This window comes from Metamycoplasma auris 15026, assembly GCF_000367765.1.
Lineage (GTDB): Bacteria > Bacillota_I > Bacilli_A > Mycoplasmatales > Metamycoplasmataceae > Metamycoplasma > Metamycoplasma auris_A.
On the sequence record NZ_AORI01000012.1, the window covers coordinates 110636 to 128240 of the forward strand.

The 17605-nt window shown below is 26.9% G+C and carries 14 protein-coding genes and 1 pseudogene; 7 read left to right on the forward strand and 8 right to left on the reverse strand.

What is annotated here, in order from left to right; genetic code table 4:
- Positions 1-75 precede the first annotated feature (75 nt).
- The 3 genes from MAU_RS03250 to MAU_RS03260 form a co-directional block, all read right to left on the reverse strand.
- Positions 76-1080, reverse strand: a complete 1005-nt coding sequence (locus tag MAU_RS03250) for an ABC transporter ATP-binding protein (RefSeq protein ID WP_004425388.1) — start codon at positions 1078-1080, stop codon at positions 76-78.
- Positions 1080-3104: an ABC transporter permease gene (locus tag MAU_RS03255; protein WP_004425389.1), complete on the reverse strand. Its 2025-nt coding sequence runs from the start codon at positions 3102-3104 to the stop codon at positions 1080-1082. The genes MAU_RS03250 and MAU_RS03255 overlap by 1 nt, the downstream gene beginning before the upstream one ends.
- A 353-nt stretch (positions 3105-3457) precedes the next feature.
- Entirely contained in the window at positions 3458-4861 is a 1404-nt protein-coding gene (locus MAU_RS03260; protein ID WP_152414856.1) for a YitT family protein, read from the reverse strand.
- 387 nt (positions 4862-5248) lie between these two features.
- Here MAU_RS03260 and MAU_RS03265 point away from each other — a divergent pair, with 387 nt between their 5' ends.
- The 4 genes from MAU_RS03265 (at position 5249) to MAU_RS03275 (ending at position 9034) form a co-directional block, all read left to right on the forward strand.
- Complete coding sequence (locus MAU_RS03265; RefSeq protein ID WP_004425393.1) at positions 5249-5860, forward strand: variable surface lipoprotein; 612 nt, start codon at positions 5249-5251, stop codon at positions 5858-5860.
- Positions 5861-6443: 583 nt separating this feature from the next.
- Positions 6444-6602 (forward strand): variable surface lipoprotein, encoded by a 159-nt coding sequence (locus MAU_RS03585; protein ID WP_152414857.1) that lies wholly within the window; start codon positions 6444-6446, stop codon positions 6600-6602.
- A gap of 8 nt (positions 6603-6610) precedes the next feature.
- Complete coding sequence (locus MAU_RS03270; RefSeq protein ID WP_004425395.1) at positions 6611-7618, forward strand: BspA family leucine-rich repeat surface protein; 1008 nt, start codon at positions 6611-6613, stop codon at positions 7616-7618.
- A gap of 330 nt (positions 7619-7948) precedes the next feature.
- Complete coding sequence (locus MAU_RS03275; RefSeq protein WP_004425397.1) at positions 7949-9034, forward strand: BspA family leucine-rich repeat surface protein; 1086 nt, start codon at positions 7949-7951, stop codon at positions 9032-9034.
- Between the two features lie 61 nt (positions 9035-9095).
- On the opposite strand, the gene MAU_RS03280 is transcribed toward MAU_RS03275, so the two are convergent.
- Positions 9096-11285, reverse strand: coding sequence for an MAG2960 family serine endopeptidase lipoprotein (locus MAU_RS03280; RefSeq protein ID WP_004425398.1), 2190 nt, complete (start codon positions 11283-11285; stop codon positions 9096-9098).
- 81 nt (positions 11286-11366) lie between these two features.
- Positions 11367-12350, reverse strand: a complete 984-nt coding sequence (locus tag MAU_RS03285) for a hypothetical protein (protein WP_152414858.1) — start codon at positions 12348-12350, stop codon at positions 11367-11369.
- 199 nt (positions 12351-12549) lie between these two features.
- Between MAU_RS03285 and MAU_RS03290 the strand changes: the two genes are divergently transcribed.
- Positions 12550-13824 (forward strand): BspA family leucine-rich repeat surface protein, encoded by a 1275-nt coding sequence (locus MAU_RS03290; RefSeq protein WP_004425402.1) that lies wholly within the window; start codon positions 12550-12552, stop codon positions 13822-13824.
- A gap of 81 nt (positions 13825-13905) precedes the next feature.
- Here the strand turns inward: MAU_RS03290 and rplT are convergent, their stop codons facing one another.
- The 3 genes from rplT to infC are packed head-to-tail and all read right to left on the reverse strand — an operon-like array spanning position 13906 to position 15130.
- The gene (gene rplT, locus MAU_RS03295; protein WP_004425404.1) at positions 13906-14250 is read right to left on the reverse strand and encodes a 50S ribosomal protein L20; all 345 of its coding nucleotides are present in this window, start codon (positions 14248-14250) and stop codon (positions 13906-13908) included.
- 18 nt (positions 14251-14268) lie between these two features.
- A complete protein-coding gene (rpmI, locus tag MAU_RS03300) occupies positions 14269-14457 on the reverse strand; it encodes a 50S ribosomal protein L35 (protein ID WP_004425406.1) in 189 nt (62 codons plus the stop codon).
- 31 nt (positions 14458-14488) lie between these two features.
- Positions 14489-15130: a translation initiation factor IF-3 gene (gene infC, locus MAU_RS03305; protein ID WP_274517394.1), complete on the reverse strand. Its 642-nt coding sequence runs from the start codon at positions 15128-15130 to the stop codon at positions 14489-14491.
- Between the two features lie 370 nt (positions 15131-15500).
- Here infC and MAU_RS03310 point away from each other — a divergent pair, with 370 nt between their 5' ends.
- Positions 15501-16520, forward strand: a complete 1020-nt coding sequence (locus tag MAU_RS03310) for a DNA cytosine methyltransferase (RefSeq protein WP_004425409.1) — start codon at positions 15501-15503, stop codon at positions 16518-16520.
- 374 nt (positions 16521-16894) lie between these two features.
- A pseudogene (locus tag MAU_RS03750) lies at positions 16895-17605 on the forward strand (hypothetical protein); the annotation flags it as partial.

Genomic DNA, 17605 nt, shown 5'->3' on the forward strand with positions numbered 1-17605 from the left:
TTTTGTTGCTTGCAGAATAAAATAAAAATCAAAGAAACTTAATTTAGTTAACTCTTTGATTTTTTTATTTGCTTTTTAAATTCCAGGATTTTCTTCAAAATATTTGCTTAAAATTGAGTTTTTATTTTCTTTTAATAAAAGAATTTCAATGTTTAATTTATTAAGTCTTGCTAGTAGATTTTTCTTTTGATTTTTATCAAGTTGTAAAAAAAGAACATTATTTTTAATTTCAAAAGGAATTTTGTTGACTGTTAGAAATAAAGTTATTTCTTCATAGCTGCTTAAAATCATTTTTGTGTTATATGTTTCATCAATTGCATCATCAATATAACCTGAATAAAGGATATTCCCTTGGGAGAGCAAAGTAAAGCTATCAATATATTTTTCTAGCTCATCAAGAATATGACTAGAAATAAAAATAGTTTTTCCTTCGTTGTGCAGCTGTTTTAGGGTTTTATATAAAATAACTCTAGAACTTGGATCTAAATTCGCAGCAGGCTCATCCATAATTAAAAGTTGTGGATCATTAAGCAAAGCTTGGATTAAAAGAATTGTCTTTTTTTGGCCTGAAGACATATATTCTGGACTTTTATTTAAATCAGGAAGTACAAAATTATATTTCTCAATGATTTCTTTAATTTTTTTGTCTAAATCTTTTTTCTTAAGCCCTGACATAAGTCCAAATGTGTGTAAGTATTCTTTAGCACTTAGTGTTTTAGGAAAAATTGCAATCTCAGGAACATAACCGATTTTTGTTTTAGATTTAGGGCTTTTGCTATCAATGCCATTAATATAAATTTTGCCAATGGCATTTGGATAAAAGCCTAAAATTGAACGAATTGTTGTTGTTTTTCCAGCCCCATTATTTCCTATAAAACCATGAAATTGGCCTTGTTTAACTTCAAAACTAATATCATTAAGGACTTTTTTATATCTAAGAAATCCTTGTTTAAAAAAGACATTTAAATGCTGAATTGCTAAAGCTGCATCAAAAGATGGATTTTGATACGTATGTTTTTTTGCTTGGACAAACATTACTTTATTTTCTTTTAACATTTGTAAAATCGATTTTTTTAGCATTATTTAAAGTTCTTTCTTTGAAATTTTAGATATCCAATAACTATTAAGAATAATGAAAATAAAGAAGTAATTAAAATTGCTGTATGAGGTTCTAAATAAGGTTTTCTTTGAAATTCAATTAGATTATTATTTAATTTAATCGCCTTAATAATTCCTCATCTATAGTTAACATATTTATTGTAATTAGCTTTGGAAGCTGCTAAATAATCAAGTAAGCCATCAGTGGAAAGTTTTGTTGCAAAACTGCCATCTTCTTGGATTCCAATGATTTTAAAAACATTAATTGTTCAAAGAAGTTTACTTAGCTCTTCTGCTGCTTTTTCTTTTATGGAAGCTAGAGTGTGTTCAAGTCTTGTTTTTTGAATATTAGTTAGTTTTTTTGTATCAAAGTTAGCTTTTATATACTCATCCACAAAGCCACTAATATTTTTTAAATTAGATCTTTCTTTAATTGCTTTAAGAGATAATAGGCTTAAGGGAAGACTGAATTTTGCATTAATTTTCTTTAATTCTTCGTTTTTTTCATTTTGAAACTCATTTTGTAGTTTAGTCTTTTCTTCATTGAATTTATTTTCATCATCCAGGATTACATATTTAGTTAAACGACTTAGAATATCAATAATTTGATGCACTCCAATAACACTTGGATTTTTGTTTTTATCTTTTGGGATTAGAAATTCTGAAAGTCCAAGTCCACTTTGTTGCGTTAGGGATATACCATTTAATAATAGACCTTTAATTTTTTTAGTATATTCTTCATTTAAAATGAAATTAATAACTTTGTTATTGAAGTCTTTAAACTTATCAAAGTTATTATTTTGAATATCCTCAGTTGCATAATTTAAAAATGATTCAAATTGAGGATCAAATGATTGATTTGTAATTTCAAATATACTTCTAAAATTATCCACATTGTAACTTAAAGCAAAAACATCGCCATTATTAGTCTTAAAAAGAATTTGTTTTTTTAAATCTAAGCTATATTTTTCTTTAAGTTTTTTTAGTGTACTTTCATTAAGCTTACCATTTCCATCTAGAACCCTATAGTATTTGTTTTCTTTGCCATTTAGTTTGTGATTATAATCAACATAAACACTAGCATTTTGTAAACTTCTATTGTGCAATGTTACTAAAGGAAAATAGTATTCTTTGAAGTTTAAAAAAAAGATGCTTGAATATAAAGAATTTCTTGAGTTATTAATAATATCTAAAGTTGTATCAATTTTATTAGTTTGGAATTCTTTTTCAAGTGGATTAAAGATAAGTTCATTATCATTTTCAAATTTATTACCAATACCTTCATTGACAATTAATAAATCATCAAGTGAAGCAATTCTTTTATTTAAATTATCAACTGCATCATTAGCATCTTTTACATCCTTATTTGGAATTAAAAGCGCTGGATTACTAGCTACTCTAAAGCCAACCTTGACTACATTAATCCCTTGGGCAAATTTAACAAAATTCATCACCAAAACGCCAAAAATTGGAATTATTCCAACAATGATTTGAAATACTTTCATTTCCACAAAATTTTGGACTAATGAAGCAATACCAAGTCCTAGCAGTCCACATAAAAGTCCTGCTCATGTTAATGATAAAGATGAAATTAAAGCTTGTTTTGCTTCAATTGGAACAATTAATTTACTAATAAAAAAAGTAAATCCCATAAGAAACATAGAAAGCAGTAGTCCTATAATACTAGCAAAAACATTACTTAAATAAATCTCAAAACGTCTAATTGGTTTGGAATATAAAATATATTCAATACCTTCTCTTCGATAACGGTAAAAAAATGTTTGTGTCACAAATGTACAAATAATAAACGAAGCAATCATACAAAAGTTTCCAATTGCTTCAACATAGTTGTTGCTATTTACTAGTTTATCTACTTCATTAGCACTTAATGCTAACTTAATTAGACCAATAAGAATAATATAAAAAATTCCAATTGCTAGGGGAGTAATATACGAACTTCATAATCTAAAATAAATTTTTAGCTGCATTCTAAAAAAAGCTCCCATAAATCCTCCTTTTAAATTTAAAAATATTGTTTATAACGTTTAGATTCCTATTACTATTTTTCAAATAATTACTCTAAACTCGATTTAAACCATAAAAGAATTTAAAAATCATGTTCTTGAGACTTAATTAATTAAAATATCGCTTCCTATTTTTTATCTTATTTTTAGTTCATTAAAACCTTTATTAATAAAAGTTAAACGTTATATTAATAATTGTACTTGAATAAAAATAATAATCTTTTCTTACTTCATAATATAAGAAATTTGATTGCTAAATTCTTATTTTTTATTGATTTTTTATAAATAAAAAACTTGCAAATATTTCACATGCAAGTTTTTAAGATGAGATTTGTTTAAGATTCAATTTTAGATGTATCAAAACCACCATAAATCTTGTGGACACGCGTAATTGTAACTCAAGCTTTTGGATCAGCAATTAGAATTTCATTTCTAATTAGACTTTGTTCTAAATATAGTGCATAAGTTTCAATCTTAGCTGTTTCAGTATTAGTATAACCACCGACAAGTTTTTCAATGTTATAGCCATGTCAGTAATTGATTTCTTTGAATCTTGCAATAATTTTTTCAGGTTCTTTTGTATAGATTTCAATGCGAATCTTGCGGTATTTAGGATAAATAAATTCAAGCATTGAAATATATATAACAACATATAAAGCAGAGCCTAAAAATCTAAGTAGTAAGCCTCCAAAGTTAAATGGTTTATCCACAGTAACACCCAAAGCTTCCACGATTGTAATTAAAATGAAAGCAAAACTACCAAAGATAATTGAAAGAATTAAAGAAATGTGTCCAATGCTTTTTTGTTTTACTCTTGATAAATAATAAACAACAAAGTCAGCCCCAGAAGTTGAAGCAGAATTCTTTCAAGCCATTCCTCCTGCAATTCCAGCCATAATAGCTCCAATTGCCACATAAACTATAATTGGCCAAGTTGGGTTATTATAACCATTTTCAATTAAGCTTTTAAAATGCGCTAATTGGAAATATTGATTTTGGGTAATAAATTTAATTTTTCCTAATTCCAAAGAAACACTAGCTTCAAGAGGATTAGATAAATTAAAGTTATAAATAGAATTTGCATTATCAAATAAAATCTTATTCTTATCAACATTTCCATTCATTCAACTAAATAAATTCTTATATGAATTACTATAAGCTCCATATGTTTCTCATGGAATTAGGCCACGAAATTCATTTTTAAATTTAGGAGAACCAATTTTATCAGGTGAATATCAGTTAACATAGTAAATAGAAATACGTTTAAAAATATCAGATACTTGAGGAACTAAAAGAAGCGTTTGGAAAGCTACTTGCCATAGAAGTCAATAAGTTGTTAGGATCATAAACAACCTTGAATTTTTCTTTCAAAAAATAAAGATAAAAGGTAAGTTTAGTCCTAAATAAATATAAGCAAAATAAGGCGCAGCTTTTGAAAGTGTTAAAGTAACTGCTTGCACAATTGCAGATAGCCCTGTAGCTACAGCCGCTGCTTTTCCTAAAAAAATTGCTACAGCTAAGTTATATAAAATAGCTGAAATAAAGACCATAAGCATCTTTTTAGGAAATTTCTTTCAGACATTTAAGAAATTCACTCCATAAGGGTTGATGTTATAGCCTGCTGGTTGCTTGCCTTTTTTTCTTTTTTTAATTTGGTTAGAAAGAGCATTAAATTCCTCAGAAGCTACATTGTTACTTAAGGAATCTAGTTGCATATTATTCTTTTTATTTTTCTTCATAACTCTCTTATTTCCTCCTTTGCTTATTAATTACTTATTAAATATATTTATATCACTAATTTTAAGAAAAATAATAGCACAATTTATTTAATCTATAACACTAAAAAATAGAGATTTTTGATTGAAGTGAAACTAAGAAAAATTACATTATTTTTTAGTGTTAAATTATTCTTATTTTTAGGTCAAAATTAAGACAATTTTACTTATTTAAACAAAAAAATTCCCTTAATTTCAAAAGAAATTCAATATTTAGCCTCAATAATAACATTGAGCGTTTAAATTTTTAGTATTATTTTTTTGTGAATGTTTTTGAATAAAAGATTATTTGTTTCAATTGCTTTTTATTGGTAATTGAAACAAAAAAGGAATGAAAGGGTGTTTTAATAAATGCATAAAAAAATTAAAATACTAACTAGCTTGTCACTTTCTCTAGTTAGTTTGCCGCTTATTGCAGCATCCTGTAAAAAGCGGATTAGTGAACCTGAAAATAATCTAAAAGACAAGAATAATGAAACTCGAAATGAATCATTAGAAAGTAAACCAAATACTACACCTATGACAAATGATTCAGATACATCCGGAATGCAAGCTGACCAACCTTCAGAAAATGCTGAAGAAGGAAAAAAGGAAGCTGAAAAACCTGAAGAAAAGTCTTCAGAAAGCGGTGCTGGTGGTGCTGGTGGTACATATTCAATGCCAACTCTAAGTGAGCCTATACTTACAGAAACTGAAAAGCAACAATATAGAGACGAAGTACAAGATGTCCTAAAAGTTAGAAATTTAGTTAGAGGCATTAAAGATAAACTAAATAAATCTAAAACCCTAAAAGAAATTCTTGAAGAAATAGCAGAATATGCTACAAAAGACGGTATTCAAGGATTACAACTTCAAGACCCATCAAAAGGCGAATCTAAATTAGAAGAAAATAAAGATGGAAAAGGAAATTATAAAATACCATTAAAACTAGGCAAAACTTACTTCGAAGTAGAATTTAAATAAACTTTATATAAACAACAACCTAATCATCCTCTCAAAGTTAAAGCCAATAAAGATTCTAAATAAAAACTTAGTTATCGGATATAAAACAACAAAGTTTCAATAAATTAAAACCTTCTAATTTTTCTTTTAACACTAAAATAATTAAAATATATGCTTTTTGAATCTAAAGTGACAATTGATAGTTCCCTTAAAATCTATAAAAATAATCTAAGCATTTCTTTTAATTCTTTGGTATTTCTAAATAACAATAATGTATCCCTTATATATATCCATAAATCTAAGTAATAAAAAGAAATCATAATTTGCTTAACTTAAAAATGCATATCTAAGTTTTTACTTTAGATATGCGCTTTTTTTGTTTTTAAAAAATGCCTCACAGGAAAAAGAAAGTTGTTTTAACGCATGAAATAAGGCAAGCTTACCTATTTTTCATCTAAAAAAGCTTATTTTTTAGTAATATTTCTTTTATTAATTCAAAAAATATTGTTTTGTAGTTTTTAATTTAGATTATTTAATTTTAGGAATAGTAATTCATTTAACTTACTTAGATGTAAGTGCTGATTTATGAAAGGAAAATAAACTTATGAATAAGAAAATAAAAATTCTAACTAGCTTGTCACTTTCTTTAGTTAGTTTACCTTTAATTGCTGCTTCATGTAAAAAAAGAGTAGATAATTCAAAGAATAATACAGAGCTATCCAATAAGGATTCACACACACACACACACACAACGAAACAATAAACAATGAAATGAGTGATTCTTCATCATCTAATATTAATGAAGAATCTTCAAATAGTAATATTCAAGGGGATGAAGGAAGAGCTGAAACTGAAGTAGGTCCTACTCCTATTGTTCCTGAAACTCCAGGTTCTTCATCAGATAGTTCATCTTCAAGCAACTCTTCTTCAAACAATAATGGTGGTAATAGTGGAAACTATTCAGGTCATGCTAATGTAGATGGTATGATCAGTGATTCTCCTGCTGCTTCTACTAAAGAAGATGAAATAGCTAAAAAAGAAGCAAAATATGTTGAAACAGTTAAAGAAATTGTTAAGGAACACAAAGATGCTTTTGCTGCATTCCATACACAAGGTGATTTTTTAGACCAAATTGCAGTTTATGCTAACGAAAAAGGAATTAGTGGACTTCAACTTCAAAATGAAGGTGACAAAAAAACTAATTTATCAGTTGATGAAGAAGGAAAAGGCAATAATAAGATCGCATTAAAATTAGGTTCACATGATTTTCTAGTAGAGCTAGGAAGAGTATTGGAAAAAGCAGTTGTGACAAAATACTATGTTAAAGGTAAACTTAATGATATAAAAGATAATTACCTTGGCAGAGGAGAGACTAAAATTGAGGCTAATTGAGGCTTTCAAATGAAAGATCACGAAGTTGTTATTACTCAATTAGGTTATCATAAGGATCATACCGGAATTAAGCTAACTACAGTTGGAAAGAAAACAATTGAAGTTCCAAAGCATTTACCACTTAAAATAGAATCACTTAATCTTTCTTTTTATAATCTTGAGTCAGACAAAATCCAAAACTTAGACCAATGGGACACTAAAAATCTTAAAAGAATAGATGATGCGTTTTTACAAGCTTCAAATTTCTCACAAGATCTAAGTAATTGAGCTATACAAAAAGGCATTAAGGTTAAAGGTGCTTTCAAATCTGCTAAGGCTATAGAAAACAAGTTAGACAAAATTGCTAAATCATGAAGCATTGAAGATAAAAATATCCTTACACAATAACACTAACTAACTAGGTAACAAACATATCTAATGGCCTATATAGATATGTTTTTTTGTTATTTTTCCTTAATTTCTTAGCTTCCATCAAACTCCATTTTGGAACTAAAATCAGCAATAAATCTCCATTTTCAGCATAAAAATATTAAAAATTCGTGCTTTTCTATAAAAAAAAAAAAAAAACGGTTTTTTCTAGTAATATTTTATTTTTTTGAATTCAAAACCCTATTTTTGCTATCTTAATTTTTTAGAATTTATCGATTAATCATAGAATAGCAATTACTTTTGCTTACATTAAGTGTAAGTGATAAACAACGAAAGGAATATAAACACATGAAAAAGAAAATCAAAATTCTAACTAGCTTGTCACTTTCTCTAGTTTCACTACCTTTAATTGCAGCTTCATGTAAAAAAAGAGTTGAACCTAAGAATGATGGTAATTCTAGTGTTACAACTGAAGAAAATGCAAATATGCAAAATGATAGCATAACTCCCCCAACTACTACCGATACTATGATTGATTCTTCATCTACTCATTCTAATAGCGAACAAGGCGACCAACCAAGTGCTTCAGAAAATGGCGGTAATGGTGGAACATATGCTATGCCACAAGCGATGGCAAGTGTTGAGAAAGATGAAGCTGTTAAAAAGCAAAAAGAAGAAGAAAAAGATAAAGAAAATGTTGAAGTAGTTAAGAAAATTGTTAAAGAACACAAAGATGCATTTGGTTCTTTTCACACCCAAGGTGATTTTCTAGAACAAATTTCTTTATATGTTAATGAAAAGGGAATTAGTAATTTAAAATTAGAGGATGAAAAAGATAAAAATAAAAATCTTAATGTTGATTCAAATGCCGAAAATAAAAATATAATTAAATTACAATTAGGAAATCAAAAATTTAGTGTAAGCTTAGGTAAAGTTCTTAAAGATGCTGTTGTAACTAAATATTACTTTGAAGATGAAAATGATAAAATTTTTGATAATCATAAATCTAATACAAATGATATAGAACGTAATTGAAAAAATATACTTACAGGAAATAATAAAAGTAAAAAAACTATAGTAACTCAACTTGGGTATTATAAACAAGGATCACATATACATCTTACATTAATTCCATATCATACATCAAAAGTTCCTGACCATTTACCACTAAAAGTCAATTCATTATTAGCTTCGTTTCTTAACCTAGAATCTAGAAAGATTGACAATCTTGACAAATGAGACGTTAAAAATATAATAACATTTGAACAGGCTTTTTGAAATGCCAAAAACTTCGAACAAGATTTAAGCGAATGAAAATTAAAAGACAAAGCTAACATTTCCGGAATATTTCAAGATGCAAACAAAATGCAAAATTACGTTGATAAAATCGCTGCAAAATGAAATGTTCAAAAAAATAAACTTTTAAAAAAATAGTTTTTCTCTTATAACTCCAATATAAACAAAAAATGCAGCTAATCCCTGCATTTTTTAATTACTAACTATTTAACTTAATTGTCTTAAGTTTATCCTTAATTAATTTTTCTTTTAGTCCATCAATGATATGTGGAGATTTATTTTTTTCTTCATAATCATCAGCTAAACTTTTAAAAAGCACTATCCCATTTGTTTGTTCACGTACAATAATTCCATCAGCGCCATTAATTACTTTTCCAAATGGAATAACCTTATATTCACCAGCTGGACTTTCAATTCTTGTATTTAGAATACCAATAACATTAAAAGAAGAATCAATTACCATAGAACCGGATGCTCCTTCTTTAAGATTTAAATGCCCAAAAGGAATATTTGTATATAACATGGAAAATTGATCAATTGTTGTTAGTGGCATGCCATGTTCATTTGCATCTGGTTTGCCATTTTTATTAATAAAAGAAGTTTCATATTTTTTTCAATTATCATTAAAGGAATTATATTCTTTGTTTAATTTTTGGTTATATCTAACTCAGATATCTCTTGCATAGTATTCATCAATAATACGTCTTTTGGTTGAAATGATGCCACCTTCTGATTTAATGCCCCGAAATTGGGCATGTTTTTTATGAAAAGGATTTCAGTGTTTTGAATAACCAGCATAAAATTGGGTCTTTAGCGGACTAAATTTATTATTTGAAAAATTTACATACCAATCTTTTTCTTGGGGTTTTTCAATTACTTCTGCTAATTTAGGAAGAATATCTTTTAGTTTATTCTTTTTAATCTTAAAACGCAGCGTTAAGAAGTCAGCTCCCGAGTTATTTGTATCAAAATAACTATAGTTATTTTTTACAAAACTAGGTGTTTTATCTGCTTTTATATAAGTGTGATTGTTTTTATATCTTGGAGTGTAATATGGGGCATTTAAATATGAAGAATAAGCATCAAATGCATCAATGGCACCTGCAAAACCAATTTCATATTTATCCTTAATATGTTCAAAGATACCAAAATTTAGATCAAGTTTATTTTCTTTAATTCGATTAACTTTGAAATATGGTTTATTTTTATCATTTCTATTATCTTCAGAGGATGCATTTTTACTTCCATCATAAAAACCAGGGGGAAATTGGTATCAAGAATAATCATTTTTTTTGTCATGTAATCAAAACTTATCATAATGCAAGGTCTTATCAAATGCATTTCTTAGATTAAATACATGCATATTTGTTCCAAGAAGTAACTCATAGTTTTCTTTATCATTATCATTCTTAATACGATCAATTACTCAAGCTGTTCCTAGAAATCTAGAAAAGGTTAACCTTTTTGTTATATTATTTGGATTTCTTTCGTCATTTTGGTCATTAACTCAGTGCTTGACATTGACATTTAATTCAATGCTTCGATCATTGATATATGAATAAAAATCAATATTTGATTTTAAAGAGACATTTATCTTATCTTCTTTAGATATCTTAAAGTAATGTTTTTTGTTATTGGAAATAACTAAAAGTTCAAAAATCCCATTAATATCATTTCATCTTGTCTTAATTTGATTAATACTAGATATTTTTAGGAGCATAGCAAGAGAGGGTAGTGATGCATAAGAAAAAAGTTGGGCTAAATTTGAAGGAAGATAGCCAAACGGATTATTTTTAATTATTTCATTAAGATTAATATTTTGCGCTCTTAAATTTTGAATTTCATTTTCAGCAAATAATTCTAGATACTGAGGTTTTAAATAATGCCCAAGTGGAATTCTTGGATTATAAAATTGGCTTTTTTCATAGATATTACTACCTTTATTGCCATATTCACCTAATTTTTTTGCATACTCTCAATATTGTTTATCAAGATCTCTATCATAATTTTGGTTATCTTCATAAATGAAATTGATATTTTTATTGTGCAAAAAATCTTCAAATTCTTTGTTTGTTTGCAAATAGTTACCTGTTTTTTGATGAATGTCTCGTACATTCATCTTTAAAAGGCTTCCAAGGTCTAAAAAATGCCTATTGATTATTTCTTTTTTAGGGTTTTTATTAGAATCTGCATGAGGTAATTTGCCTTCGTGATTATCCATCATGTGGGCATTATCAAAATTATTTTTATTTTCTTGATTATTTTTATTGGCAGTATTTCTATTGTTATTTCTTATTACACATGAATAAAGAAATAAAGGAATAGGCAAAATACTTCCTATCAAACTAAAATGGATAAATTTAATTTTTTTGCTGCTTAATTTCGCCATTTAAAAAACTCACTAAAGAATTATTGGATTAAATTATGGTTTATTTGAATTTATAAAAAATATTTTAATAGAAATTAATCTCTATTGTTTCTTATATGTGTTATATAACTCAACTAAAGCCTTATTTTTTTGCAATTCTAAATCAATTTTGCTTAATAACTCTTCATTTGCAATAATTTCTTCAATTTTATTTTCAGCATCTTGTGCTTCTTTTTGATACTTATCTAAATAAGAATTCATAAGTTTTTTAATTTCTTCTTCAGATGAATTTTCATCTAATCCAGCTTTTTTTAGTGCTTCTTCAATTTCATTTTTAATCTTAGCAATTCAGACCTTAAAGGAAGAATATTCATTTCATTCTTTATCTATAAAAGAATAATTGCGATTTCTATCATCCCAAAGTTTTTCTATTTCTTCTTTTTTGCTATCCTTATCAGATCATAATTTATTAATCTTTTCAGAAGCTTCATCCACTCTTTTAGATGCCTTAAGTCATTCACCAAATAACTTTTCTTCTAGTTGTTTAAAAAACTCTGATAAGTTATTTTTATATTTAAGAAGTTTGTATAACAAAATTTCATAGTAATGATATTGTTTTGAAGCTTCAAGAAACTTATTTCTTCAATAATCTAAATTTCCATTATTACTATTTTTAAAAAATGTATCCAATTCTTTCTTTTTATCTTCTAGATTCGCAATTTCTTTTTTTAGTGGATCTAGCATTAAATTCACATTGATAGCATAATTAATGGCAACATTTTCTTTATTATTTGGAATATTGGTATCCAATTTTGTTTCAATAATTTTAGTATCGCTATTTAAAGAAGTATTGTTAGCTTCATTAATAATGTTTTTATTTTCTTCAGATACATCTCTTTTATTACTTGCATCATTTGGGATTTTATTATTCTTATTATCAATGTTTCTATTATTTATATTATTAATATTAATTTTTCTTGAGCTATTGCTTTTTTTAGTTAGCAAAACAACAGCTAGCGCAGCAGCACTTAAAATAAGTGCACTACTAATTCCAATTCCTAGTCCTATTTTTGTCCTTTTTTTCATTTTTTTATTTTTAATTCCATTCATAACTTTTTTTAATTCAAAAATGACATAGTAGTTTATTTATAAAAAAATAGCTTATATATTAGCTATATATATGCTAAAATAATTAGAATAAATTTTACTCCACTTTTTATATACCTTTTTATAATCTAAAATAAAAATTAATAAATCAAAACATATATGAAAGGAATTATGAATTATGAATAAGAAAATTAAAATTATTTCAGGTTTATTTAGTTCAGTTTTGTTTTTACCTTTAGTTGCTGCTTCTTGTAAAACTAAAAAAGTTGAAGATGATAAGATGCAAGGTGATGAAGCAGAAAATGGTGAAGGAAACAAGGAACAAAAAAGAAGTTGAGATTCACTTTGAAATGATAGTCCATCTGGTCTAGATATTGGAAGAGATAATGCTGATTATAAAGAAGTAGAAGAAAATGCAGAAACAAGAAAATTAAATAAGAAAAATGCTGAGGAAGTCAAAAAAATTGTTGCTGAGTATAAAGATTCATTTGCAACATTTCATACTTTCAAAGATTTTGTAGACCAAATTTCAGTTTATGCTAAAGAAAAGAAAATCGAAAATCTTTTCCTTCGTCACAAAAGATATGCAAATAGACACTTACTAAAAGATGAAAATGGTGGAAAAAATAAAATAACTCTTAGACTTGGTAACCATATTTTTGATGTTACATTAGGAAAAGTTGATACTTTTGTTCCCACAAAATATTACTTAAGTGAAGATAGTAAAAAAACCATTATTGAACACAAAGAAAAAACCTTTGAGACTTTAAATAGAATGATGAAAAAAGTGGTTGTAACACAAATCGGTTACTCATTAGAAGATCCTTTAAAAAATGGAAATAAGCAAGTAAAAATAAGCACTATGCCTAAATATACAGTTTCAGTTCCAAAAAATCTTCCTCTTAAAATTCAAAGTTTAAGTGAAACATTCAAATATTCAGAATCTGAAAGTATTGAAAATCTAAATCTATGAGATCTTAAAAACGTTTCAAGTATTTCAGAAATGTTTGCCTATGCTAAAAAATTTAATCAAGACATTTCAAAATGAGATACAAGAAATGTAAAAAATATGGCTGGTTTATTTGATGCTGCTGAAAAATTCGATAAGCCTCTAAATAACTGAAATGTTTCAAGTGTAACTCAAATGGGTGATATGTTTGCTGGAGCTGCTTCATTCAATCAAGATTTAAATGATTGAAATACAGGTAATGTTATTGATATGGAATCAATGTTCCATGAAGCTTCTAAATTCAATGGAAAAATTGATAGATGAAATGTTAAAAAAGTTAAAGTAATGTCTTTAATGTTTTCAGATGCAAAAGAATTTAAACAAAATTTAGAAAATTGGACAATTAACAAAAACCTAAATGTATATAACATGTTTAAAGATATAAACTATCAATTTTTAGACAAAGTAAGTAAAAAATGAAATATTGATAAGTCTAAATTTTAGAAGGGAAATTCGAAAAATAACTAAATAAAAACTAGGCCTCGCAAGTCCTAGTTTTCTTTTTTTCTTTAGAGTTGTAGACAGTTATTTTTTAGCTAATTCAACAATTGAAGCAAATGATTCAGGATAATTGATTGCTAATTCAGATAGCATTTTTCTATTAATATTAATATTTGCTTTCTTAAGCCCTTCAATTAATCTTGAATATGTAATACCATTTGTTCTAGCTGCTGCATTAATCCGTGCAATTCATAGCTTTCTAAATTCACGTTTAACTTGTTTTCTGTCTCTAAATGCATATGTTCATGATTTAACAACTGCTTGCTTAGCTACTTTGTAACCAATTGATTTATGTCCTCAGTAACCTTTAGCTAGCTTTATTCATTTTGCACGTCTTCTTCTTGTAACAATTCCGCCTCTTGTACGCATGTTTTATCCTTCCTAAAATTAAATTAGTTCTTTATATCTTTTGAAATCTGATGCTGAAAGCATTGATAATTTACGAGATTGACGTTTTTGCTTTGTTGTTTTATTTTGTGCTAAATGTGAACGGTATGCATTACCTCTTTTTACTTTACCAGTGGCTGTAATTTTAATTCTTTTTTTCAAACCACTTTTGGTTTTCATTTTTGGCATTTTTTTAATATCTCCTTGTTTATTTGGAAGTTTAGTTATCTTTATTATTCAAATTGCCAACTTTTTTCTTATCTTTTTCTAAATACATATCTAGAAAACGATCGTTAACTAAAGTAGCTTCTTTTGTTATCTTTGCAACGTCTTCTACTAAAGCAAAAAACTTATTAAGAATTTCTTCACCAAGTTCGGTTCGACTTCTTTCTCTTCCTCTGAATTTGACAGAAATTTTTACCCGGTTACCTTCTAAAATAAACTCACGAGCTTTTTTAGCTTTGGTTTCCAAATCATGTTGACCAATTAAAGGAGTTAATCTAATTTCCCGATTAATGGTTACTGATTGTTTTTCTTTAATAATTTTTTGTTTCTTTTTCTTATCATATTTGAATTTACCATAATCCATAATTCTTGCTATTGGCTTATTGTTTTCAATAGAAATAAGAACAAGATCCATCTTATTTTCTTTTGCTTGTTCAAGAGCTTCTTCTTTTGTTAGAACACCAATTTTTTCATTATCAGGACCTAAAACAAAGACTTTCTTATAAGGAATTTCGTTGTTTATTACATGTTCTGATTTGGGTCTTTTACTTTGGGTGTTTGCAAAGTTTGAGTTATCTTTTGGTATAACTTCCTCCTTAAAAATAAATAAAAAAGTGGACTTCGACCACTTCTCCAAAACTACAAGATAAAAAAGTTCTTTATGTGTAGCTAAACCCAGCAAAAAATCACTTAGGTGAGAAATGCATCTACTTATTGCTATTAAAGCGTTTATATTATAATACAAACACTTTTATATTAATATAAAATTAGAAATTAATTCATAAAGATTTTTTTAATTTTTAATTTTGGTTATTCAAAATAAACTTTTAGTTAATTGCTTATTTTTTTCTTTAATTGCTTTAAACAACTAAATACTAAAAACATATTTTATAATAGCTAAATTAAAAACTTGTTTTCATTCTTTTTTCTTCAATTTTTCTTTAAAATAACAAAACAAGTTTTTTTATGTTCTAAAATGCATATAGGTAAAAGGAGACAAAAAGATAATGGCATTTAAAAGTATTGAACTTTTTGCAGGAGCCGGTGGACTTGCACTTGGACTAGAAAAAGCTGGTTTTAATCATATTGGGCTAGTTGAATTTAATAAGGATGCATGCCAAACTTTAAAAAATAACCGCTCAAATTGAAATGTTTATGAGCAAGATATAAGAAAAATTGCTCTTAATGATCTAGAAGAAGAATTCAATATAAAAAAATATGAACTAGATTTATTATCTGGTGGGGCTCCTTGCCAAAGTTTTAGTTATGCAGGGAAACGTCTTGGTCTTGAAGATACAAGAGGAACGCTGTTTTATTACTATGCACTTTTTTTAAAAAAACTGCAACCTAAAATGTTTTTATTTGAAAATGTTAAAGGAATGTTATCACATAATAAAGGTAAAACTTTTGAAACAATTTGCCAAGTATTTAAGGAACAAAACTATCAAATTACCTATAAGGTACTAAATGCTTTTGATTATAATGTTGCCCAAAAAAGAGAGCGTCTTATTGTTATTGGAATAAGAAATGACTTAGCAGATAAAATCAACTTTAGTTTTCCAAAGGAAAATAAGACAAAATTACTTTTAAAAGATATTTTATTAGATGTTCCAAAAAGTGAAGGGGCAAAATATTCTAAAACTAAAGAAGATATTTTTAAACTAGTACCTCCAGGAGGCTGTTGAAGAGATATTGATCCAAAAATATCTAAAGAATATATGAAAAGCACTTGAAATATGGCAGGAGGTAGAACTGGAATTTTGCGAAGACTTAGTTTAGAAGAACCTAGTCTAACAATTCTAACAACTCCGCAAATGAAACAAACTGAAAGATGCCATCCAATTGAAACAAGACCTCTTACAATTAGAGAAACAGCTAGAATTCAATCTTTTCCTGATGAATGACAATTTTTTGGCAGCATTGCTAGTCAATATCGCCAAATTGGCAACGGAGTTCCTGTTAATTTAGCAAAAGCAATTGGAAATAGCATTATTGAAGCTCTTTTTAAAAATGAAATTTATAAGTAAGCTATTTATTCTTAGTTATATATCTGAATTTAATTTTAAAAAACATATTTTAAATAATTATGTAGCCAAAAACCCTTAAGTAAAAAATCAAGTAGCAACATTATTTTTTGTCTTTAACTAAATTTAAAACAGCTAGGAATTAATTTAAATTAGTTATATAACTAACAAAAGTATTTTTGTTGATAAATCAAAATAACTAGTGTAAAGTAAGTTAATTCTCACATTTTTTAATGCACTTTCAGCATAAATTAAGCCTTTAAACTTTGTTTTAAATGGAATTTTTGCTTTTTTTTTTTTTTTTTGCTTTATCCAATAAAATAAAAATGATATAGATAAAAAGTTAAATTAGGAAGATAAGAAAATAAGAAAATAAAATGAAAAAAAGTCTTGCATTATTATTAAGCGCAACAAGTGTTGCAACAGTAACAACCCCATTTTTAGCAATTTCATGTGGGGAAAAAATATCTAACGAAAAGAAAGAATTTAGGGCTGAAATTGCTAAATTAGAAGCTGAATTAAAAACTGAAGGAAAACTAAAACCACAACAAAAACAAGCATTAGAAAAACTTCTTGAAGAAGCAAAAAAAGATGAAAAAACACTAAAAAAACCTGAAGAATTTAAGAAAGCATTAGAAGAGTTAAAGAAAAAAGTTGAGGAAGCACATAAGGATACTTCTGGAACTACTCCTGGAGACCAAAATAACCCAACACCAACTCCATCAGACCCAATAACTCCTGCTCCTGTTACTCCTACACCTACTCCTATTACTCCTACCCCAGCTCCAAAAAAACCTGAAAATAGAAAAGCTACTTGAGATTCTATTTTTATAGATAGTCCAACCGGAGAAGATCTTGGCTGAATTTCAGCAAAAATAAATAAAGAAGAAGAAAACAAAGCTATGAAATTAGCAGATGAAGAAATAAAATTAATCGACCATCTTGTGTCTTCTTCAGACAACACTAAATTATTATTTGATGATGATATTCGTGTCAATTATATTAAAAAACTAAACAAAAATCTTACTTTAGTCTCAGCAGCAGCTGCTAAATTAGAAAAAGAAAATGATAAGGAAATAGATTATAAT